The sequence below is a fragment of the Nonomuraea cavernae genome (assembly GCF_014646355.1).
Classification (GTDB): Bacteria; Actinomycetota; Actinomycetes; order Streptosporangiales; family Streptosporangiaceae; genus Nonomuraea; species Nonomuraea cavernae.
Window position 1 is genome coordinate 461,818 of record NZ_BMNH01000001.1, and the last position, 22,042, is coordinate 483,859.

A 22,042-nucleotide genomic window follows, 5' to 3' on the forward strand; every position below is an offset into this window, starting at 1 on the left:
CCTAGGCTCTTGTTCATACCCGTTGATGTCATGGGTCCCCCATTGTGCATAACGAATCCCACGCGGCCATCGGGTGGCCGGCCGAGCGTCGCCGCGTCAGCTGTGGAGGATGAGGGACATCGCCTCGGCCCGGGTCTTGTCGCTGGTGCGGAAGTCGCCGCGGACCGCCGAGGTGACGGTCTTGGCGCCCGGCTTGCGGACTCCGCGCATCGTCATGCACAGGTGCTCGGCCTCCACCACGACGATGACCCCGCGCGGCTCCAGCACCCGCATCAGGGCGTCGGCGATCTGCGAGGTCATCCGCTCCTGCACCTGCGGCCGGCGGGCGAAGACGTCGACCAGCCTGGCGAGCTTGGACAGGCCGGTGACCTGCCCCTTCTCGTTGGGGATGTAGCCGACGTGGGCCTGCCCGTGGAACGGCACGAGGTGGTGCTCGCAGGTCGAGTAGACCTCGATGTCCTTCACCAGCACCATCTCGTCGTGGTCGACGTCGAAGACCTTGGTGAGGACGTCCTCGGGCTGCTGACCGAGGCCCGAGAACTGCTCCGCGTAGGCCCGCGCGACCCGCGAGGGGGTGTCGAGGAGGCCGTCACGGTCGGGATCCTCGCCGATGGCGTAGAGGATCTCCCGGACGGCCTTCTCGATCCGGCCCAGATCGACCTCGTGCTGAGACGTCACGCACTGTCTCCGGAAGGCAGCGCGTCCTGGTGGCCCGTGGGGAGCGAGCCGTTGCCCGACTGCTCCTTGGGGGTCAGGATCGGCGGCCGGTCGGACGGGAGCCGCTTGCCGTAGCCCGCGTAGGACGGCCGGTGTTCCTTGACCACCACGGGTGCGAAGACGCGCAGCACCTGGTCGCGGGAGAGCGTCTCCTTCTCCATGAGCTCGAGCACCAGGTTGTCGAGCACGTCGCGGTATTCGACCAGGATGTCCCACGCCTGGTCGTGCGCCGACTCGATCATCCGGCGGACTTCCTCGTCGATCGTCGAGGCGATCTTCTCGGAGTAGTCGCGCTCGTGCCCCATCTCGCGGCCCAGGAAGACCTCGGCCTGGCCGGTGCCGAACTTACGGGCGCCGAGCTGCTCGCTCATGCCGTATTCGGTCACCATCCGGCGGGCGACGGCCGTGGCCTTCTCGATGTCGTTGGAGGCGCCGGTGGTGGGCTCGTGGAAGACGAGCTCCTCCGCCGCGCGGCCGCCGAGCAGCATGGCGAGCTGGTCCATCATCTCGGACCTGGTGGCCAGGAACTTGTCCTCCATCGGCAGCGTCATCGTGTAGCCGAGGGCGCGGCCGCGGGACAGGATCGTGATCTTGTGCACCGGGTCGGAGTTGGGCAGCGCGTGGGCCACCAGCGCGTGACCGCCCTCGTGGTAGGCGATCATCTTCTTTTCCTTGTCGGACATGACCCGGGTCTTGCGCTCGGGCCCTGCCATGACGCGGTCGATCGCCTCTTCGAGGGTCTCCATCGTGATCAGTTTCTGGTCGGCCCGCGCGGTCAGCAGCGCGGACTCGTTGATCACGTTGGCCAGGTCGGCACCGGTGAACCCGGGCGTGCGGCGGGCGATGACGTCGAGGTCGACGTCGGACGCGAACGGCTTGCCGCGGCCGTGGACCTTGAGGATGCCCTTGCGGCCCTCGAGGTCGGGACGGTCGACGGTGACCTGCCGGTCGAACCGGCCGGGACGCAGCAGCGCCGGGTCGAGGATGTCGGGCCGGTTGGTCGCGGCGATCAGGATCACGCCGCCCTTGACGTCGAAGCCGTCCATCTCGACGAGCAGCTGGTTGAGCGTCTGCTCACGCTCGTCGTGACCGCCGCCCAGGCCGGCGCCGCGGTGGCGGCCGACGGCGTCGATCTCGTCGATGAAGATGATCGCCGGAGCGTTGGCCTTGGCCTGCTCGAACAGGTCGCGGACCCGGGAGGCGCCGACGCCGACGAACATCTCGACGAAGTCGGAGCCGGAGATCGAGTAGAACGGCACGCCCGCCTCACCCGCGACCGCGCGGGCGAGCAGGGTCTTGCCGGTGCCGGGCGGGCCGTACAGCAGCACGCCCTTGGGGATCTTCGCGCCGATCGCCTGGAACTTGGCCGGGGCCTGCAGGAACTCCTTGATCTCCTGGAGCTCCTCGATGGCCTCGTCGGCGCCCGCGACGTCGGCGAAGGTGGTCTTGGGGGTGTCCTTGGTGATCAGCTTGGCCTTGGACTTGCCGAAGCTCATCACCCGCGAGCCGCCGCCCTGCATCTGGTTCATGATGAACAGGAAGAGCAGCACGATGATGACGATGGGCAGGAAGCTCACCAGGATGCTGACCAGGATGCTGTCCTGGGGCACCTCGGTCGTGAAGCTCTTGGTCTTGCCGGCCTGGAACTGCGTCTGCAGCTCCTCGGTCAGCTTGGGCCCGTAACCGGAGACCCAGTCGGACTGGATCGTCTTGGTGGGGGTGTCACCCGGCTTGACCGGGATCGCGTTGTAGAGCGTGAGCTCTATGCGCTGGTCCTTATCGACAATCTTCGCGTTGCTGACGTTTCCAGTGCGAATTTGCTGAAGGACCGTGGACGTGTCGGCCTGCTTGAAATTACCGCCGCCGCTCCAGAGCTGGGTGACGAGCAGGAGCAGCACGACGATGCCCAGGATCCACAGCAGTGGCCCACGTGTAAATCGCTTGAGATCCATCCGATGCGGAACCCCTTGCGGGCCCGTCCCTTCCTGACCATGGCCTGGAACCCCGGGGAGCGCCCGGGGCCGCGACATCCGGCGCCGCGACTTCTGACTACCCGAAGGGGACACGCGGTCACCCTTCCGGAGTCAGAAGGTACACCTGCACAGCGTGCGGCGGCACCGCCCGCTGGACCGGTCTTGCCCTACCAACGTACGTCAGGGTGCCCGGTGTTCCCGGCGGCCGGCGGTATCAGGACTTGTACACATGGGGCGCGAGGGTCCCGATGAAAGGCAAGTTACGGTAGCGCTCGGCGTAGTCGAGGCCGTATCCGATGACGAACTCGCTGGGAATGTCGAAGCCGACGTACTTGACGTCGATCGGCACCTTCAGGGCATCGGGCTTGCGAAGCGCGGCGCAGATCTCAAGGGACGCGGGGTTGCGCGACTTGAGGTTCTCGAGCAGCCAGTGGAGGGTCAATCCGGAGTCGATGATGTCCTCGACGATCAGCACATGACGGTTCATGATATCGGTGTCGAGGTCTTTCAGCACCCGCACGACACCCGACGACTTGGTGCCCGCCCCATAGGACGAGACCGCCATCCAGTCCATCTGCACGGGCACGTGCAACGCTCTGGCCAGGTCGGCCATCACCATGACGGCGCCTTTGAGCACCCCCACGAGCAACACGTCCTGGCCCGCGTAGTCAGCGTCGATGCGCCCGGCCAGCTCCTTGATCTTGGCCTGGAGGTCGTCCTCTGAAATGAGGACCTTCTCCAGGTCCTTGCCCATGTCGGCAGCGTCCACGTGTGGTTCCTTACGGGATGGGACGGGTGGCGAGTATCAGGGTCCCATACCGTCGAACGGCCGACAGACCGCCGGGCAGGTCGACGGCTTTCTGCCCGCGCCAGTGCGTGATCAGCCGGTCCAGGGCGAGCACGTGCGTCGCCGACAGCGCTCCGGAGGGCGCCCCCGCCGCGAGCGCCGCCCGCCGCAGCACCCTCCGGCGCACCGCGGCCGGCAGCCCGCCGAGCCCCTCCACGGCGAGCGTCACGGACCCGCCGATATCGCTAAGAGCGCAATCGTCGTACGCCTTCGCGGCCCACCCGTCGAGGGCGTCGGCGTCCTCCCGCGCCATCGCGGCGGTGCGGGCGAGCGCCTCGGCCACCCCGGGACCGAGCTCCGCCTCCAGCACCGGCAGGATTCTGGCACGCACCCGCACCCGGGTGTAGCGGGGGTCCTCGTTGTGCGGGTCGTCCCACGGCGTGAGGCCGAGCGCGCGGCAGGCGGCGACGGTGGTGGCCCGCGAGAGCTCCAGGAAGGGCCTGCGATAACGGCCGCTCCTGGCGGCCATCCCCGAGATCGACCTGAGGCCGCTGCCCCTGGCGAGGCCGAGCAGCACGGTCTCCGCCTGATCGTCTCTCGTGTGGCCGAGCAGCACGGTCGCCGCCTGGAGCCGGTCGGCCGCGCCGGCCAGCGCCTCATATCGGGCGTCGCGGGCGGCCGCCTCGGGCCCGCCGGCGGTGCCGACCTGGACGGTGAGGACCTCGGCGAGCTCCAGGTCGAGCCGGTCGGCCATCGCGGCCACTCGGGCCGCCCGCTCGGCCGAGCCGGGCTGGAGCCCATGGTCGACGGTCAGCAGGCCCGCCCTGAGCCCGGCCCGCCGGGCGACGAAACCGAGCGCCGCCGCCAGCGCGAGGGAGTCGGCGCCGCCACTGCAGGCGGCCAGCACCAGCCGGCCCTCGGGGACGTCGGCCAACGACTCGCGGACGACCCGGCGGACGTCGGCTACGGCTGGTTGCGGACCCACGGGCTCCATTGTCGCCGAGATCGTGGACCGGCGATCTCGGCGAGGGTCAGGCGGGCAGCGCCGGGGCGTCGACGACGCGGCGGATCCAGGCGGCGGGGTCGGAGATCTCCGGGGTCGTCGGCAGCGTCTCCGGGGAGGTCCACACCTTGTTGAACCCGTCGATGCCCACCCTGTCGACCACCGTGCGCACGAAGGCGGAACCCTCGGCGTACTGCTTCATCTTCAGCTCGATGCCCAGCAGGCGGCGCATCGTGCGGTCGAGCCGGGAACCACCCTCGCGGCGCTGCGCGAACTTGGACCGGATGATCGCGACCGAGGGCACGACCGACGGCCCCACGGCGTCCATGACGAAGTCGCCGTGGCCCTCCACCAGGGTCATCACGGCCGTCAGCCGGTCGAGGATCTCCTTCTGGCCGGGCGACTGGATGGCGTCGATGAGGTTGCCCTCGCCGCCGCGCACCACGTCGGCCACCGTGTCGGCGGCGCTGCGCAGTCGTTCGAGCACGGTGGGCAGGTCGAGGTCGGAGGCCAGCAGGAACTCGGTCATCTGCGACCGGATGTACTCGCGCAGCCAGGGCACCCCGGTGAACTGCACCCGGTGGGTCTCCTCGTGCAGGCACACCCAGAGGCGGAAGTCCTGCGGGTTGACGTTCATCTCGCGCTCGGCGTGCACGATGTTGGGCGCGACCAGCGTGAGGCGGCCGGCCGGCTCACGGCCCGTCGGGTCGGGCGGCAGGAACAGCTCGTACTGCCCCAGCACCCGCGAGGCGAGGAAGGCCAGCACGGCGCCCACCTCGACGCCGGTGATGCGGGAGCCCACGGCGGCGACGATGGCCGGAGGCGGGGTGGCGGTGCTCGTCATGCGTTGGGTCAGCGGCTCCAGGACGACGCGGAACCCTTCGACGTTGGCCTTGATCCAGCCGGGGCGGTCGACGATCGTCGCCGGCTGCGGGGCGGTCTCCGTGTGGATTTTGGTGAACTCGCGGACGTGTCCCTCAGCCTCTCGGGACAGGGTGCGGAGCTCGGTGACGGCCTGCCTGGCCTCCTCTCGGCTCACCTGAGGACCGGGGCGCACCAGGCGCGTGCCGGTCGTGACGGCCAGATCCCAGTCGATCACCTGCATACCGTCCACCGTACGTGCTCCATGCTCGTACCGCGAAGAAGCCCCCTTATGACCTCGCCACGATGGCGGCGAGGCGGTCGAGGACGGGTTCGGCGTTGGACGGGACCTGGTCGGCCATGAAGGCGAAGGTGACGAGCCGGCCGTCCTTGGTCGTGGCCAGCCCCGCGAGCGTGTTGACGTTGTTGAGGGTGCCCGTCTTGGCCCGGACGAGGCCCACCTGGCCCTTGCTGTCGCCGCCGGTGAAGCGCCGGCCGTTGCCGAGCGTGCCGGAGAACCCGGCGATCGGCATGCCGGAGGCGAGCGCGCGCAGGTCGGGCTGGCCGGCGGTGAGCGCGATCAGCCGGGCCAGCGCGTCGGCGCTGATGCGGTTGCGCGTGGACAGGCCGCTGCCGTCGTGGACCTCAATGCCCTTGGCGACGCCGCGGCGCTGGAGGACGGTGTGGACGGCGTCGCTCGCGCCCGCGAAGGAGGCGGGCTTCCCCTCCTTGACGGCCACCTGCCTGGCCAGGGATTCGGCCAGATCGTTGTCGCTGTAGGTCAGCGCGCGCTCGACGAGGGCGTAGACCGGGGCGGACTCGACCCTGCCCAGCTCGGCGGCCCCGGGCGCGGCCCTGGCCGGGCGCATCGTGCCCGCGACGCCGATGCCATGCCCGCGCAGCAGCGCCGCGAAGGCCACGGCGGCGAAGCGCGGCGGGTCGGACACCCGCGGCCGGGAGTGCCCGGGGTACTGCCGGCCAGCGTCGATGGTCAGGGCGTGCACCGGGGTGACCTCGCCGTCGGGCACGTAGTTGGGCTTCCAGCCCGGGGCGCGCGTGGGACCGGTGTAGAGGGAGGCGTCGTACGAGAGCGTGACCTTGGTGGTGCCCCGCGCCTTGAGGGCCTTGGCGGTGCGGGCGGCGAGCGTGGCGAGCGTGGGCTGCCTGGGGTAGGCGCCGGGCTTGGCCGACGGGCCGGCCAGCGTGGTGTCGCCGCCGCCCACCAGCACGATCGAGCCGGCCGACGCGCCGTCCACCACCCGCGTGGACAGGCGGGCGTCGGGGCCGAGCGCGGCGAGCGCCGCAGCGCAGGTGACGACCTTCGTGGTCGAGGCCGGGACGATGCCCGTCTCGGGATCGGCGGCGAAGACGCGCTCGCCGGTGGCCGCGTCGATGACGACCGCGCCGACCCTGTCACCGAGCGCCTTGTCACCCAGCGCGTCGGTGAGCTGTCGCGTCAAAGTACCCTTGGTCGGGAGAGGTCCGTCTCCGGCCCTCGCCGGCAGCTGGGCCAGCACAGGGCCCGCGGTGACCACGGGGACGGGAGGAGTCTCCTCGGGAGACGCTGTCGGCGTGGTCGGTGCAGGCCCGCTCGTCAACGTGCTCAGGTTGAGATCGTCGCGCAGCACATGGACGCCGGTGACGATGGTGACGACCTGCAGCAGGACGAGTGTGGTCAACATCACCCACCGCTCGTGCCGCGCCACGTCGCCTGACCTCTCTCTGGTGTTCGCCTACGAGACATTAACGCCCAACCGGGGGTACCCGGGGGCTCGAGCGGAGGAACCGCGGTGGAGTTCGACGTTGTCGTTGAGATTCCCAAGGGGCAACGGAACAAGTACGAAGTGGACCATGAGACCGGCAAGATCAGGCTCGACCGGCTCCTGTTCACCTCCACGCAGTACCCCGCCGACTACGGCTTCATCGAGAACACCCTCGGTGAGGACGGCGACCCGCTCGACGCGCTGGTGCTACTCCAGGAGCCGACGTTCCCCGGCTGCTACATCACCTGCCGGGCGGTCGGCATGTTCCGGATGACCGACGAGAAGGGCGGCGACGACAAGGTCCTCTGCGTCCCCTCCACCGACCCCCGGATGGAGCACATCCGCGACATCCACCACGTCGCGGAGTTCGACCGGCTGGAGATCCAGCACTTCTTCGAGGTCTACAAGGACCTGGAGCCCGGCAAGTCCGTCGAGGGCGCCAACTGGGTGGGCCGCATGGAGGCCGAGGTCGAGATCCAGCGTTCGTTCCAGCGGGCCAAGGACACCGATCACGCCCACTGATCACCCCTGGGGCCTGGTGGCGCCCACGAGGTCGGGGCGCCACATCGAGGCGATCCGCACCACGTCGCCGGTCTGCGGAGCGTGCACCATCATCCCGTCGCCGACGTACATGCCCACGTGGTGGATCGTGCCGGGGTCGCTGGAGACGTAGCCGAAGAACAGCAGGTCGCCGCGGCGTAGCTGGTCGAGCGGGATGTGCGGGCCGGACGTCCACTGGGTGCCCGTCCAGTGGTCGATCCGCACCCCGGCCTGCTCCCAGGCCCGCATGGTCAGGCCGGAGCAGTCATAGCTCGACGGCCCGTCGGCGGCCCACACGTACGGCTTGCCGAGCTGGGTCAACGCCCAGTTGGCCGCCACGTCGCCCATCAGCGAGCCCGTCCCGCGCAGCGCGGCGCTGTAGCCGACCTGCTGCAGCGCCGCCAGTCGCTGCCTGGCCAGCCGGTCGGCCCGGCCGCGTGCCGCCTCCACCCGCCGCCGCAGGTGCGCGCGCTCGGCCCGCAGGTCCTTCGTCTCGGCCCGCTGCTCGGTCACGGCCCGCGCGGCGGCGGCCTGCGCCTGTTCGGCGCGCTCGGTGGCGGCCTCGTGCTCGGTGTAGGCGTCGGCCGCCTGGGCGCGCAGGATGGCCGAGACCTCCTGCGCGTCGCGCAGGCGGCCGAGGATGTAGGCGCGTTCGCCGCTGAGTTGTTCGAGGGTGCTGGCCCGGTGCAGGTAACCGTCCTGGTCGCCGGTGTCGCTGATCAGGAGGATGGCCGAGCTGCTCACGTTGAACCCGCCGTAGCTCTGCGCCGCCATCAGGGCCACCGCGTCGCGCGCCAGCGCCACCTCGGCCTCGGCCGCGCTCAGCCTGGCCCGCGCCAGGTCGAGCGTCTCGCGGGCCTGCCGGAGCCGGACGAGCTCGCCGTTGTAGGCCTCGACCAGACGCTCCGCTCCGGCGGCCAGGTCATGGAGCCGGGCCTCGGCCGTGGCGAGCGCCGCGCTCGCCACGCCCAGGTCCTTTTTCCTGTCGCGTACGGCGTGCCGCGCCTCGGCGATGTCGTGCGGCGACGGCCGGGGGTCGGCGTGGGCCGGTGTGCACAGCAGGAGGGCCAGGCAGGCGACAAGTCCAGCCCTGACGGTGTGCATAGATCCCCCTCGGATGTGGTCTATGCACACCGTTCCCATCAGTCACTCTTCGCACACCCGTCACTTACGCAACGTAATCAGGGCTGGTCCGGGCCTCAGGTCGGAGTCGCCGTGGGCACGGGGGTTTCGGTCGGCGTGACGGTCGGAGCCGGGTTGGCGGTCGGCGTCGCGGTCGGCGTGTGGGGATGTCGCGGTCTGTCCGGACGTGGGCGGAACGGCCCGGGTTTCGGGGTGGCGGGGCAGGGCGTGGGCGGGTGGCTCTGGTGGTCACGGGGCGGCCGGCGCGGCGGCTCCTTGGGACCGGTCGGGCCGGTCGGGCCGGTCGGGCCGGTCGGGTCGGCCGGGTCGGCCGAGATGACCGGGTGGCCGGTGGGTTGCGGCTTCGGCGTGCCGTCGGGCCGATGGGTCGGGTGGGTCGGAGGGGTGGCGCGGGGCGAGGCGCCCGGAGGGGCCGTCGTCGGACGCGCGCCGGGCGTGGCGACCGGGCCGTTCGGCGAGGCCGAGCCCGTCGCCCCCACCGGGACGGCGTCGCGCATGTCGAGGATGGGCTGAACGTTGACCGGGGAGTCCTGGGGGGCGGCCAGCCACGGGAGCCTGATGCCGGGCGAGTCGCCGATCACCGGCAACGCGACCGCGCCGATGCCGGACCCGGCGCGCTCGTGCCTGCCGAAGTCGTTGAGGAGCATCGCTATCGCCACCACGGTCGCGACCGCCGCCAGCGCGCCCGCCACCGCCTGAGGCCACCGTCGAGCCGGCCTGCCACCGGGGACGGGAAATCCGGCGCCGTCCAGCGCTCCGGACCGCCTGGCCACGTAGCGCCGGTAGGGCACCAGGCCGGGGTCGGCGAAGCAGCTCATCACCCTGACCCTGAGCGACTCGGGCAGCGTGACCACCGGCAGCAGCTCGAAGACCTTCGCCTCGGACACCTGGCGGGCGCGGTGGGGCGAGCAGGCGACGCACAGCGGCACGTGGCGGACCAACCGGTCGCGCAGCTCCGGGGTCAGCTCGCCGGCGAACCCGGCCAGGATGCCCGCCCGGGCCGGGCACTCGTAGGGGCTCTTGCGGGCCAGAATCTCGGCGGTGATCGCGTCACGGAGCCGCTCGCGGGCCTCATGCCGGCGATCCTCGACCTGGCGCGGCGCCACCCCGAGGATCGCCGCGAGATCGGCGGTCGGCATCTCGTGCCTGGCCGACAGCTCCAGCACCTCGCGGTGGGCCGGACCCAGGCTCTGGGTCGCGTTCCACGCCATGACCCGCAGGTCGGCGTCGGCGGGCTCGACGGGCGGCGCCTGGGCGCCGCCGGGCGGGCTTTCGCCGGGGCCCGCGGCCCGGCGGCGGCGCAGGCATTCGCTCCGGGCCAGCGCGTAGAGCCACGGCCGGAGACGGTTGGGATCGGCCAGGGAATCGGCGTGCGCCTCAGCCGCGATCAACGTGTCGCGGAGTGCCACCTGGGCGCCGTCGGAGTTGCGGAGAAGGGACCAGCAGTATCTGTAGATGCCCTCGGCGTGCGCATCGTAGAGCGCCGCGAGGGCACCCGGGTCGTCGGCGCGGAGTGCCTCGACCAGGACGCGGTCATTCATGTGACCGAAGGTAATGGATTAGTAACTAGTAGTTCTACCCTTTCACCATGAATAGCTGCGATCACTATCGGGACGGCCGATAAAAAACAACTCTTTCACCTAGCGCGCGGTGCGGAATTTCACTGCCTGCCCGATTTATTGCCTTATTCGATTGAGATTTACCATAGGACGAGATAGCGGGAAATAGGGCGAGCCGCGCCCGGGAACAGGCGCGGCTCTCACTGCTTGCCGGTCACGATCTGGCTGCCACGGTCCACGGCGAACGGCGGGGTCGTGGGCTTGATCGTGTGCAACGGGACCGCGCCGCCCAGCGCGAGATCCTCGTACGGCCGCGCGGTCGAGCCCCAGGTGCGGGCCGTCACCTCGGTCCTGGCCACCTCGGCCCCCTTGGGCAGCCCCTCGATGGTCAGGATGAAGCGCGGTGGGCGGCCCGCCTTCACGTCGTCGGCGAACGTGCTGCCTCCCCCGAGCAACTTGCCCGCCTTGTCACGCAGCAGCGCGCTCACCACCAGCGTGCTCGCGGGCAGTCGGTACGGGTTCGCGATGTATCCGGTAATGAGGTACGACCCGTTCTTCTGCGGCAGGGTCTGCACCCGCGTGACGGGAAACTGCTTGAACGCCGAGACGATGCGGGCCGCGGGCCGCCACTGGGCGGGGCGGTAGCCGATCGTCACCTTGACCGGTTTCTTCGTGGCGGACGTCTGGCCGGTGAAGGCCAGCGAGCCGCCCGGCGGCACCGCGTCCAGCGGTTGCTCCATCTTGACGACCTCGGCGCCGGCGGCGTCACGCCCGACGACCGTGGCCACGACATGCTCGCCGAAGTGCCATGGGTTGGCGTTGGCGAGGACTCCGGCCCAGTTCACGGTGTAGCCGTCGGGTGATTTGACGACGTTCGACACCTGCTCCTTGAGCGTGAGCGGCTTGAGCTGGGGCTCTGGCGGTTTCTCCGTCGAGCACGCGGCGAGACAAATCGCCCCGAGTGCGAGGAGGCTGACGGTTCGGCTACGCGGGATCACTTTGCCGTGATAGCCCCTCCATGGGTGCGGCTGGCAGAGGACACGCGCCAGCCGTACCAACTCTTTAACGCGGACGCTCTTTAACGCGGACGGACGACCCTGGCCTCGTCCCAGACCGGTTGTGGCGCCTCGTAGACCGTGCCGTCGGAGCCGAGCACCAGGAAACGGTCGAAGTCGGCGGCGAACCAGCGGTCGTGGGTCACCGCCACCACCGTGCCGTCGAAGGCGTCGAGCCCCATCTGGAGCGCCTCGGCGCTGGCCAGGTCGAGGTTGTCGGTCGGCTCGTCGAGCAGCAGCAGCGTGGCGCCCGACAGCTCCAGCAGCAGGATCTGCAGCCGCGCCTGCTGTCCGCCGGAGAGGGTGTCGAACCGCTGCTCGGCGATCAGCCCCGCCAGCTCGTAACGGGCCAGCGCCTTCATGGCCTGGCTCTTGTCCTTGGCGTGCTCGGACATCACGATCTCGACCGGCGTGCGGCGCAGCAGGTCGGGCCGGGCGTGCGTCTGCGCGAAGTGGCCGGCCACCACGCGGGCGCCCAGCCTGGCCACGCCGGAGTGGCCGACCGGCTCACCCGCGAGCAGCCGCAGGAAGTGGGACTTGCCCGAGCCGTTGGAGCCGAGCACCGCGACCCGCTCGCCGTACCAGATCTCCAGGTCGAACGGCCGCATGAGACCGGTGAGCTCCAGCTGCTCGCAGATGACCGCGCGCTTGCCGGTGCGTCCGCCCTTGAGGCGCATGCTGATGTTCTGGTCGCTGGGGGCCACCTCGGGCGGGCCCGCCTCCTCGAACCTGCGCAGCCGCGTCTGGGCCGCGTGGTAGGGGGCGGCCATGCCGTCGTTGTAGCGGGCCTTGTTCTTGAGCATGTTGACCAGGGCCTTGATCTTGGCGTGCTCCTCGTCCCACCGCCTGCGCAGCTCGTCGAGGCGCTCGTTGCGGGCCCGGCGGGCCTCGGCGTAGGTGGCGAAGCCGTCGCCGTGGATCCAGATGTTGCCCGACTCGACGGTGACGATGCGGTCGGCGGCGTTGGCGAGGAGCTGGCGGTCGTGGCTGACCAGCAGGACGGTCTTGGGCGTCTCGCGGAGCTGCCGCTCCAGCCACTCCTTGCCCGGCACGTCGAGGTAGTTGTCGGGCTCGTCGAGCAGCAGCGTCTGGTCGGGGCCGCGCAGCAGCGCCTCCAGGACCAGCCTCTTCTGCTCACCGCCCGACAACGTGGACACTTCCCGATATTTCACGTTGTCGTACGGCACGCCGAGGGCGGCCACCGTGCACGTGTCCCAGAGCACCTCGATGTCGTAGCCACCGGCGTCGGTGTAGTCGGTGATCGCCTGCGCGTAGCGCAGCTGCGCCTTCTCGTCGTCGCGCTCCATCATCACCAGCTCGGCCTGCTCCAGCCGCTCGGCCGCCTGCCGCACGGACGGAGGGGCGACCCCGAGCAGCAGGTCGTGCACCGTGCTGCCATCGCGCACGCTGCCGATGAACTGGCGCATCACGCCGAGCCCGCCGGAGCTGGCCACACTCCCCTCGACCGGCTGCAGGTCGCCCGCGATGAGCCGCATCAGCGTCGTCTTGCCCGCGCCGTTGGGCCCGACCAGCGCGGCCTTGACCCCCTCGCCGACCCGGAACGACACGTCGTTGAGCAACGGCCGCCCGTCAGGCAGCACGTAGGTCAGGTGTCCTACTTCGACGTGTCCCACGACGATTCCTCTCCAAAGGTCCTCGCGCAGCGTACTCGCCGCTTTCGCCGACGGGCACCTCATTTCCGCTGGTGCGGCACCACGTCGAGCGGCGCGCCCTCGGCCGCGAGGTGGACATCGACCGGATCTCGCCGACGCCGTGTTCACACCTCAGAGCCGTCCGAACGGTTACCCGGGAGGGCTCACAGGAGGGCTGGACAGTAAGTGATCTAATGACTAGAACTGTAGGCAGCCATCCTCCCCCCAAGGACGGACGTGTGATGACGCGATTCCGGTCAGCCCTCATCCCGTTAGCCGCCGCGACGCTGCTCGGCCTGACCTCGGTGCCGCAGCAGGCGTTCGCCGCCCCACCCAGGCCGGTGCCCTCCGTGGCCGTCGCCCAGCAGGCCACGGAGGCGTCCTCGTGCGCCCCCACGGTGCGCGGCGCGACCATCGACCCCAGGCTGACCAGCCTGTTCACCACCTACGGCGACGACAACAGCCGCCTGGACGACTGGACCGGCGCCGACGGCACCTACTCGCTCCGGCTGCCGAACGGACGTGAGCTGTGGGTGTTCTCCGACACGTTCCTCGGCCAGGTCAACGCCGACGGCTCCCGGCCGCCGGTGGTCGAGGAGGGCGGCACGACCGTCTTCCTGAACAACTCCTTCGCCGTCGAGCGCGACGGCCGGCTGTCGACCATCCACGACGGCACCGCCGAGCGGCCGACCGCGGTGATGCCGCCGCGCGACCAGAACCACTGGTACTGGGCCGGCGACGCCACCCTGGCCGGGGGCATCGTCGAGGTGACCTACCAGGAGTACGAGCGCTTCGGCGCCGGCGCCTGGGACTGGCGCTGGCACCGGAACGTGGTCGCCAGGTTCGCGCCGGGGCGCCTCAACCGGCCGATCAGCGTGCACGACCTGCCCTCGGGGCACGGCGTGGCCTGGGCCTCCGGGATCCTCAAGACCGGCGGTCACACCTACGTCTACGGAGTGGAGGACCACGGGTCGCCGAAGTACATGCACATCGCCCGGGTCAAGGGGCAGAGCCTGCTCGGCCGGTGGGAGTTTCTCAAGGCCGACGGCACCTGGTCGCCGGACGAGGCCGACTCCGCCCGCGTGATGAGCGGCGTGGCCAACGAATACAGCGTGAGCCGCGTCGGCGACGGATACGTGCTGATCACCCATGACACGACCGAGGTGCTCAGCCCCGACATCGTGGCCTACTCCTCCTGCTCGCCGTTCGGGCCGTTCACCGGCAAGCAGCACGTCTACACCACCCCCGAGACGGGCGGGAACATCTTCACGTACAACGCTCACGCGCATCCCCACGCGGCGGGTAATGGCCTGGTCGTGTCCTACAACGTCAACAGCTTCGTCAACACCGACCACTACCGCGACGTGTCGATCTACCGGCCCCGGTTCATCGACGTGACGTTCGAGTGAGACGCAACTGGGGCGCCCGCCTGCGGCACGTCGTGATCGACGGGCTGCGGGCGGTCGTGCTCGAGAACGAGCGGCTCCGCGTGACCGTCGTGCCGGGCAAGGGCGGCGACGTGGTGGAGTTCCTGCACAAGCCCAGCGACACCGACTTCGTCTGGCTCTCCCCGCAGGGCCTGCGTGACCCGGCCGGCCATCTCCAGGGCGCGTCCGACGACGTCGCCCAGTTCGTCGACCACTACGAGGGCGGCTGGCAGGAGGTCTTCCCCAACGGCGGCGCCCCGAGCGAATACCGGGGCGCGCGGCTGGCCCAGCACGGCGAGGTCGCGGGGCTGCCGTGGGAGGCCGAGGTCGTGGCCGACTCCGAGCAGGAGGTCGCGGTCCGGCTCAGGGTGCGGACCAGGCGGCTGCCGTACCTGGTGGAGAGGACGTTGCGGGTGCGGTCCGGCACCGCCGCGCTGGAGATCGAGGGGCGGGCCACCAACGAGTCGGGCGTCGAGGTGCACGCGATGTGGGGCCAGCACATCGTGTACGGCCGGCCGTTCCTGCGGCCGGGCGCCCGGATCCGGCTGCCGGCCGGCGTCATCGTGGTGCCGCACGAGAGCGCGATCAACCCGGCCGGGCGGCTGGTCCGGGCCGGCGGGCCGTGGACGTGGCCGGTGGTGCCCGCCGAGGGCGGCGGCGAGATCGACCTGAGCGTGGTCGGGGCGCCGGGGGCGCCGAGCGACATCGTCTACCTGACCGGGTTCACCGAGGGCTGGTACGAGATCTCGGCCGACGTCGGCCTGCGGGTGGAGTGGGACGCGGCGCTGCTGCCCCATCTGTGGATGTGGCAGGAGTTCGGCGCGACGACCGGCTATCCCTGGTGGGGGCGGGCGTACACATTGGGGCTGGAGCCGTTCTCCAGCATGCCGACCGACGGGCTGGCCACGGCCGTGGCCAACGGCACGGCGCTCACCCTGGCCCCCTACGCGAGCAAGGTGTCGAGGTTGCGGGCGGAGGTTCTGGCATGAGCGAGTTCGGCGGGAAGGTGGCGCTGGTCACGGGCGGCTCGATGGGCATCGGGCGGGCGGTGGTCGACCGGCTGGCCGACGGCGGGGCGTCGGTGGTGTTCTGCGGCGCCGACAAGGACGCGGAGTTCGACGGCGAGCAGGTGACCGGTGTGGTCGCGGACGTCCGGCGGGCGGGCGACATGCGCGACCTGGTCGACCTGGCCGTGACCCGCTACGGCGGGCTGGACGTCGTCGTGACGTGCGCGGGCGTGCAGCGCTACGGCACGGTCGTCGACACCCCCGAGGACGTCTGGGACGAGGTCCTCGACATCAACCTCAAGGGCGTCTACCTCACCTGCCAGGCGGCCATCCCGCGGCTGAGGGCGCGCGGCGGTGGGTCGATCGTGCTGATGTCGTCGGTGCAGGCGTTCTCCTCGCAGACGCGGGTGGCCGCCTACACCGCGAGCAAGGCCGCCCTCAACGGGCTGACCAGGGCGATGGCGCTCGACCACGCGCCCGACGGGATCCGGGTGAACGTGGTCTGCCCGGGCTCGGTGGACACACCGATGCTGCGCTGGGCGGCCGACCTGTGGCGGGGGGAGCTGTCGCAGGACGAGCAGGTGGCGCAGTGGGGCCGCGCTCATCCGCTGGGCCGGGTGGCCAGGCCGGAGGAGGTGGCGGAGCTGGTGGCGTTCCTCGCGGGGCCCCGCTCGTCGTTCATCACCGGCACCGAGCACCGGGTGGACGGCGGGCTGCTGGCGCGCAACCCGGCGGCGCTGCCCGAGTGAGCGACACGGGGCCAAGCGGCCGGGCCGCGCCGAAGCCAGAAGACGACGGCCGGTCGACATCCGGCGCCGGACCTCACGCCGGTCGACATCCGGCGCCGGACCTCACGGCCGGTGGACGCCCGGCGCCAGATCTCAGCGGTCGGTCACGGCGGAGGCGCGTGAGAGGCGGTGCCGGAGGTTGGCGCGCAGCATGGCGAACCGGTCGGGCTCGGCGGCGATGACGGCCCGCTGGAGGGCGGCGTCGGCGGCGAACCAGGCCGCCACCAGGCCGGACGACCACTTGCAGGCGGTGTCCGCCGACGCGATGCGTTTCTCCGTGGCCGTGATCGCGGCCCGCTCCAGGTTCCAGCGGCGGTCGGCGATGGCCGCCTCCGGCGTCGGGTAGCGCAGACCGGCGCGCTGCATGCACGCCTTCCAGCGCTCGACGGCCTCGGTGACGGCGGGCTGGGCGGCCGCCTCGTCGAGGCTGCGTGAGTCCTGCAGCGCCAGCCAGCGCCAGTCGGCCTTGGGCGCTCCCCCGGCGATCATCGCCGCGGCCTCGCTCATGCAGCCCGGACGTCCGGACGAGCCGTAGAGGCGGTGGCGGGCGGCCCGGGACAGCTTGTCGTGCCACGCCGGACCGGCCGGGTCGGACGGGGCGAGGTGGTAGCCGTAGCGCCGGGCATGCTCGGGGTCGGCGACCCCGTAGCGGCGACTGTTGCCGGGATCGGTCCGCGCGATCTTGAACGCGTCGGCCGGGGGCGGTGACACGGTGAACCCGTGGCGGCGCATGCACTGGGCGAGCAGGCCGGCGTGGGCGTCGGCGAGCACGGCGCGCTGCCCGGCCGTCGGCTTGTAGGCGTCGAACGGCAGCACCAGGTCGGCCATGCCGGTGACCCGGACCACGGGCTCGGCCGCCTTCGGGACAGGGGCTGCGGAGCAGGACGGCAGCCCGGCCAGGACGACCAGGACCGGCGCGAGCCGCCGCCCCCTCCCCGCCGGCCGGGCCCCGGCACCGGACCTCATTCGCAAGAGATGTCGATGGAGCTGGCGCTGTTGTCGCCGACGGCGTTGTTCGGCAGGTAGCCGTCCGCCGCGCCGGGCTCGAACGTGCTGTGCGCGCCGGTGAAGAAGCGGTCCTGCCACAGGGTGACGCGGCAGGCGCTGTCGTTCTTGAGCGAGCTGGTCTCGTTGTCCACCCGCGACCAGAAGGCGATGGCGTGGTCGCCGAAGCGCCACCGGTTGTTGCGCAGGTCGGTGTCGTCTGCGCCGAAGTCGGCCCACAGGTCGCTGAAGCCGTTGTTGAAGTCGGGCGCCTTGTACAGGCACACCCGGCCGGAGGAGCAGGTGCCCCTGGGGCCGGCGAAGGCGGCGGCGGGGAGGACCAGGGCGAGCGACACGGCCGCGCCCACGACGGCGGCGGCCCGGATGATCGGCTTCATGGCTGTCTCCTTGATCGGCGGAGCCTTTCGACCGGTAACCTAGCGTGCCGACGAGAACGCGCCTCGTTATGACATGCCAGGTCAGGTAAGGGTTCCGCGCGCTCGCCGTCCATCCGCTCGGCTGGCGTGGCCGGGCCCAGGGGTACGCACCTGTCAGAGAGTGATATTTCCGGAAACAGTGGGGTCTGCGAAGCGTTCGTTGGGCACCTGGGCGTACCAGCCCGGCCGCCCGGGATCGCGGTCGTACGGATAGCCGCCCAGCTCGCGGTAGAGCTCGGCGTAGCGAGCGACCCGCTCGCGATCCAGCCGCACCCCCAGCCCCGGCCCGGTCGGCACCGCGATCGCGCCGCCGGAGTAGGCCAGTTTGCCTCCCTCGATCACGTCGTCACGGAGCTGGTGGTAGTGGGCGTCGGCCGCGTACGTGAGGTTGGGCAGCACCGCGCCGAGGTGCAGCATGGTCGCCAGCTGGATGCCCAGCTCGCCCGACGAGTGCACGGCCACCCCGAGCTGGAACGTCTCGCACACCCCGGCCGCCTTCAGGCACGGCCGGACGCCGCCCCAGAACGTGGTGTCGAGCAGCACCACGTCCGCGGCGCGGCGCAGCACGTTGGAGGCGAGCTGCTCGAAGTTGACGACGACGGTGTTGGTCGCCAGCGGCACCCGGACCTGCTCGCGCACGCTCCTGAGCCCTTCGAGCCCCCAGACGGGATCCTCCAGGTAGTCGTTGTTGAGCCCCTCGATGGCCTTGCCGAACCTCAGCGCCTCGGCCAGCGACAGCACGGCGTTGGGGTCGTACCTGAGCCGATCCTCGGGAAACTCATCGGCCAGCGCCCGGTAGCACTCCAGCTCGTGGCCGGGCGGGAACACGCCGCCCTTCAGCTTGTGCACGCCGAACCCGTGCGCCGCCCGCAGCGACCGCGCGTGCTCGACCAGCTGCTCGGGGGTGCGGATCTCGGCGTGGCCCTCGGCCGCGTAGCGGAAGAACAGATAGGAGGCGAACGGCACCTCGTCGCGGATCCGGCCGCCCAGCAGCTCGGCGACGGATACCCCGAGCTGCTGCCCGACCAGGTCGAGGCAGCCGAACTCGATGGCCGCGAGCAGCTGGGTGCGATTGTTGTAGAGCGAGGCGGTCGGATTGGCGATCTTGAATCGCAGGGCCTCCAGCTGGAACGGATCGTGCCCCTTCAGGTACGGCAGGAGCGCGCGGAACGCCGCCTCGGCGCTCTCCCCGCCCCCGCCCATCTCACCCAGGCCGATCAGCCCGTTGTCGGCCTCGACCTCCACGATGGTCCGGACGAACCGCCCCCAGTGGGCGCCGTTGCTGTGCCGCAGCGGCGCCTCCAGCGGGACGGTGACCGTCGTGGCCCGGATGTCAACGATCTTCACTCGCATGTCCCCCAGACGGCGGCCACCCCGCAGGCGGGCAGCCGTACGTTGACCGATTCGCCGGTGACCTCGGCGGGCTCCAGCTCGTGCGCCAGCCCGGCGCTCACCCGCGCGCGGAGCAGGCCGGGCAGACCGACGGTGACCTCGACCGGCTCGGCGGCCAGTGACTGCAGTCGGACCACCCGCTCCGCGCCCGCCCGGCCGATCGAGGTGACCAGCACGTCGGGATGGTCGACGGAGACGTAGGCGCGGGCGGCGGCCTCGGCCGGGCCCTCCAGCAGCGCGCCGACGAACGGCTCGGTCAGCCCGGAGGCCGCCAGCGCGCCGAGGCGCCTGCCCTCGACGCCCGCCGCCGACATGACCGCGTAACGGAACGTCGTCTCGCCCTGCTGCTGCGCCGGGAAGTTCGTGTCCCAGATGTTGTTGAGCGCCCACGAATAGACCGTGCCGTCCTCCCGGTCCAGGGTCGGCGGGAACGGCGCGTACGGCATGTGGATGGTGCCGAGCTGCACCAACGGCGCCTCCAGCGTGGCCCAGGCGATGGTCAGCTCGGGGTCGTCGAAGGCGATCCAGTGCCTGATCGGCAGCATGTACGCGGCCGACCCCGGCACCTGGGGCACGTCGGGGCCGCCGACGCCGCCGGTCAGCTCCCACGCGGTCGGCGGCCCGGAGGCGAACGGGAAGGCGAGGAAGACCGCCTCCTTGGCCGGGGTGCCCTGCTTGGCGAGCTGGTAGGTCAGGTCGAGCCGGGCGACGCCGTGGTGCAGCTCGACCGTGGTGCGCAGCCAGTCGACGCCCTTGCCCTGCAGCTCGACGACGAGCTTCTCCCCCACGGCGGTGCGCTGCGCCTTGACGATCGTCGCGTTGCGGCCGATGGCCCGGTCGCCGAGCAGGGTCCGGTCGTGCGCCCCGACATGCCCCGACAGGTGGTTGAAGTGCGGGGCGGTGGCGTAGCGGTCGTAGACGTACTGGCCGAACCCGGCCGCCGCGTCGCCGTTGACCAGCTCGCGGCCCGCGGTCTTGTCGAAGATCGAGCTGATGTAGCCTTCGCGGACGTCGTAGGCGACCCGGTAGAACTCGTTCTCGATCACCCCGCCGAGGTCGAGCTCGACCGGCTCGGGAGCCTGGCTCTCGCCCGGGACGACGTCGATCCGGGCATAGCCGTAGCCCGCAATGTCCGGCACGACCGCCCGCAGGTGCCGCCCGATCGGCCTGGTCGGCCAGTCCACCGGGTCGACGTACTCCTCGTGGTGCGCGACCCGCTCCCCGGTGCGCGCGTCGACCAGCGCGATCGGCACGTCGACCGGCACCACGTCGCGCGGCAGAAACGCCCTGACCACGTCGGTCCTGGCCCGCGTGCCGGGATTGAACACCGCGAACGAGGCCAGCGGGCCCGGGGTCTCGCCCGAGAGCGCGGCGGCGAACCGGCGGGTGGCGGCGTGCAGCAGGTCGGCCGCGTCGTCCTGGGCGTCGTAGGCGCCCGACGACTTGCGCGTCCACTGCAGCCCGCCCGAGTCGCCCGCCTCCTCGGCGTCCTCCCACGGGTTCGCGGCGCCCCAGGTGTGCTCGTTGAACAGCGCCACCTTGTCGTACGCCTCGTCGACCAGCTCGGTGGCGTCGGCGCCGGCCAGCGTGTGCAGCGTCTCGGCGACCCGCAGCGCCGACTGCGCCCGCCGCACGTAGCCGAGCGGGCGCGCGCCCGAGCCGAGCCCGTCGGCCCACCAGTCGGTCCAGTCGCCCTCGTGCACGGCCAGCCGGTCGAGATAGCGCTCCTCGACGTGCTCGAAGAAGTCGCTGTTGACGGCCGAGCGCAGCCGGGGGAAGGCCCACTGCTCGTTCCACCTGCGGGCGATCGACGCGGGCACGATCGACGGGCCGGCGTTGTCGGCGTGCGCCCCCTGCACCCGCAGGTGCAGCACGTCCAGCTCGTACGGCTCGCGCGGCGCGTCGGGCCCCTGCCAGCCGAACGTCCCCGGCCCGTACGGGTAACCGCGCGAGGCCAGCGCCGACAGGTAACGCGGCAGCAGGTCGTCGGCCAGCTCGTAGGAGTCGGTCAGCCCGACCGTGTTGCCCTCCATGTACGCCATGCCGTGCGGCGTGTCGGTGAACCAGACCAGCACCTCGTTGCCGCTCGGCGCCCGCCACCGGAACGGCCGGGTCAGCTTGTCGCCGCCGTGCAGGTAGGGCACGGACCGCCCGGCCCAGTTGTGGGCCGCGGCCAGGTAGCGCACCCCGGCGGCGTTCAGCGCGTCGACCAGGCCGACGACCGCGCCGGGGACGTCGGTGTGCATGGCCGACCGGGTGGCGAAGCCGTGCCTGCGCTGGAGCTGGGAGGTGAAGCGGAGCTGGCGGTAGAGCTCCTCGGTCGAGCAGGCCTCGGTGTGCAGCTGGAACGGCAGCGCGGTGACCTCGATGACGCCCTCGCGGGCCAGCGCGGCGAACGCGTCGACCTGCTCGGCGGGCCGGGCGGCGAGCCACTTCAGCGCGGGCATGGACGACTCGACGGTCCAGCGGAACTTCGCGTCGTCGGGCCAGGAGGCGGTCTCCTCGGCCAGCCGGAGCGCGGCGTCGAGATAGTCGAGGTGGTGGCGCAGCACCGTGCCCTGCGGGTCGGTGTAGCCGATGTCGAGGTGGGAGTGGTGGACGACGAACACGCTCCACTTGCGCTGCGGGCTGATCGTGACCTGCGCGGACCCGACGAGCCCGGCGTCGTCGCGCGACTCCAGCGTGAGCACGCGGGGGGCGTTCACCTCGGGCACCAGCAGCGTCACGTCGGTGCCGGTGGCGCTGTCGACACCGACCAGGACGTGGGTCAGTGGCTGGGTGCTCGACACCCGGACCGCCTGGCGGCCGTCGTGGGTGAACAGCGGCAGCACCGCGACCCGCACCTCCAGCCCGCGCACGCTGATCACGGGCGTGGAGGTGCCGTCGCGCAGCGCCTGCCGGATCCCGTCGTAGTCGGGGGAGCCGAGACTCCGCTGGAGCAACCGGCTGGTCAA

General features: G+C 71.3%; 18 protein-coding genes. 4 read left to right on the plus strand and 14 right to left on the minus strand.

Going from position 1 to position 22,042, the window contains the following annotated elements:
• Positions 1-96: 96 nt before the first annotated feature.
• From folE to dacB, 6 genes are all read right to left on the minus strand, one after another.
• Positions 97-678 (minus strand): GTP cyclohydrolase I FolE, encoded by a 582-nt coding sequence (gene folE, locus IEY82_RS02150; protein WP_189122207.1) that lies wholly within the window; start codon positions 676-678, stop codon positions 97-99.
• Positions 675-2,669 (minus strand): ATP-dependent zinc metalloprotease FtsH, encoded by a 1,995-nt coding sequence (ftsH, locus tag IEY82_RS02155; protein ID WP_189122208.1) that lies wholly within the window; start codon positions 2,667-2,669, stop codon positions 675-677. Before ftsH ends, folE begins: the two co-directional genes overlap by 4 nt.
• Before the next feature lie 235 nt (positions 2,670-2,904).
• Positions 2,905-3,459, minus strand: a complete 555-nt coding sequence (hpt, locus tag IEY82_RS02160; RefSeq protein ID WP_225262021.1) for a hypoxanthine phosphoribosyltransferase — start codon at positions 3,457-3,459, stop codon at positions 2,905-2,907.
• 10 nt (positions 3,460-3,469) lie between these two features.
• Positions 3,470-4,471 carry a tRNA lysidine(34) synthetase TilS gene (gene tilS / locus IEY82_RS02165; protein WP_189122209.1) on the minus strand — a complete coding sequence of 334 codons (1,002 nt, stop codon included), beginning with the start codon at positions 4,469-4,471 and terminating at the stop codon, positions 3,470-3,472.
• Positions 4,472-4,508: 37 nt separating this feature from the next.
• Positions 4,509-5,585 carry an Rv3626c family coenzyme F420 biosynthesis-associated protein gene (locus IEY82_RS02170; protein WP_189122561.1) on the minus strand — a complete coding sequence of 359 codons (1,077 nt, stop codon included), beginning with the start codon at positions 5,583-5,585 and terminating at the stop codon, positions 4,509-4,511.
• 46 nt (positions 5,586-5,631) lie between these two features.
• Positions 5,632-7,023, minus strand: a complete 1,392-nt coding sequence (gene dacB, locus IEY82_RS02175) for a D-alanyl-D-alanine carboxypeptidase/D-alanyl-D-alanine endopeptidase (RefSeq protein WP_189122562.1) — start codon at positions 7,021-7,023, stop codon at positions 5,632-5,634.
• Between the two features lie 108 nt (positions 7,024-7,131).
• On the opposite strand from dacB, the gene IEY82_RS02180 reads away from it, so the two are divergent.
• The gene (locus tag IEY82_RS02180; RefSeq protein ID WP_189122210.1) at positions 7,132-7,626 is read left to right on the plus strand and encodes an inorganic diphosphatase; all 495 of its coding nucleotides are present in this window, start codon (positions 7,132-7,134) and stop codon (positions 7,624-7,626) included.
• On the opposite strand, the gene IEY82_RS02185 is transcribed toward IEY82_RS02180, so the two are convergent.
• From IEY82_RS02185 to IEY82_RS02200, 4 genes are all read right to left on the minus strand, one after another.
• On the minus strand, positions 7,627-8,748 hold the full coding sequence (locus tag IEY82_RS02185; RefSeq protein WP_189122211.1) for a C40 family peptidase: 1,122 nt from the start codon (positions 8,746-8,748) through the stop codon (positions 7,627-7,629).
• 95 nt (positions 8,749-8,843) lie between these two features.
• A complete protein-coding gene (locus tag IEY82_RS02190) occupies positions 8,844-10,328 on the minus strand; it encodes a sigma-70 family RNA polymerase sigma factor (protein ID WP_189122212.1) in 1,485 nt (494 codons plus the stop codon).
• 218 nt (positions 10,329-10,546) lie between these two features.
• Positions 10,547-11,227, minus strand: a complete 681-nt coding sequence (locus IEY82_RS02195) for a hypothetical protein (RefSeq protein WP_225262022.1) — start codon at positions 11,225-11,227, stop codon at positions 10,547-10,549.
• A gap of 197 nt (positions 11,228-11,424) precedes the next feature.
• Positions 11,425-13,035 (minus strand): ABC-F family ATP-binding cassette domain-containing protein, encoded by a 1,611-nt coding sequence (locus tag IEY82_RS02200; RefSeq protein ID WP_189122214.1) that lies wholly within the window; start codon positions 13,033-13,035, stop codon positions 11,425-11,427.
• Between the two features lie 260 nt (positions 13,036-13,295).
• Between IEY82_RS02200 and IEY82_RS02205 the strand changes: the two genes are divergently transcribed.
• The 3 genes from IEY82_RS02205 to IEY82_RS02215 are packed head-to-tail and all read left to right on the plus strand — an operon-like array spanning position 13,296 to position 16,236.
• Complete coding sequence (locus IEY82_RS02205; RefSeq protein ID WP_189122215.1) at positions 13,296-14,462, plus strand: DUF5005 domain-containing protein; 1,167 nt, start codon at positions 13,296-13,298, stop codon at positions 14,460-14,462.
• Positions 14,459-15,469 carry a DUF4432 family protein gene (locus IEY82_RS02210; RefSeq protein ID WP_189122216.1) on the plus strand — a complete coding sequence of 337 codons (1,011 nt, stop codon included), beginning with the start codon at positions 14,459-14,461 and terminating at the stop codon, positions 15,467-15,469. The genes IEY82_RS02205 and IEY82_RS02210 overlap by 4 nt, the downstream gene beginning before the upstream one ends.
• Positions 15,466-16,236 (plus strand): SDR family NAD(P)-dependent oxidoreductase, encoded by a 771-nt coding sequence (locus IEY82_RS02215; RefSeq protein WP_189122217.1) that lies wholly within the window; start codon positions 15,466-15,468, stop codon positions 16,234-16,236. The genes IEY82_RS02210 and IEY82_RS02215 overlap by 4 nt, the downstream gene beginning before the upstream one ends.
• A 132-nt stretch (positions 16,237-16,368) precedes the next feature.
• Here the strand turns inward: IEY82_RS02215 and IEY82_RS02220 are convergent, their stop codons facing one another.
• From IEY82_RS02220 to IEY82_RS02235, 4 genes are all read right to left on the minus strand, one after another.
• Complete coding sequence (locus tag IEY82_RS02220) at positions 16,369-17,241, minus strand: hypothetical protein (RefSeq protein WP_189122218.1); 873 nt, start codon at positions 17,239-17,241, stop codon at positions 16,369-16,371.
• Positions 17,238-17,657 carry a peptidase inhibitor family I36 protein gene (locus IEY82_RS02225; RefSeq protein ID WP_189122219.1) on the minus strand — a complete coding sequence of 140 codons (420 nt, stop codon included), beginning with the start codon at positions 17,655-17,657 and terminating at the stop codon, positions 17,238-17,240. Before IEY82_RS02225 ends, IEY82_RS02220 begins: the two co-directional genes overlap by 4 nt.
• A gap of 153 nt (positions 17,658-17,810) precedes the next feature.
• Positions 17,811-19,043, minus strand: coding sequence for an enolase C-terminal domain-like protein (locus IEY82_RS02230; protein WP_189122220.1), 1,233 nt, complete (start codon positions 19,041-19,043; stop codon positions 17,811-17,813).
• The gene (locus tag IEY82_RS02235) at positions 19,040-22,042 is read right to left on the minus strand and encodes a glycoside hydrolase family 38 N-terminal domain-containing protein (RefSeq protein ID WP_189122221.1); all 3,003 of its coding nucleotides are present in this window, start codon (positions 22,040-22,042) and stop codon (positions 19,040-19,042) included. Before IEY82_RS02235 ends, IEY82_RS02230 begins: the two co-directional genes overlap by 4 nt.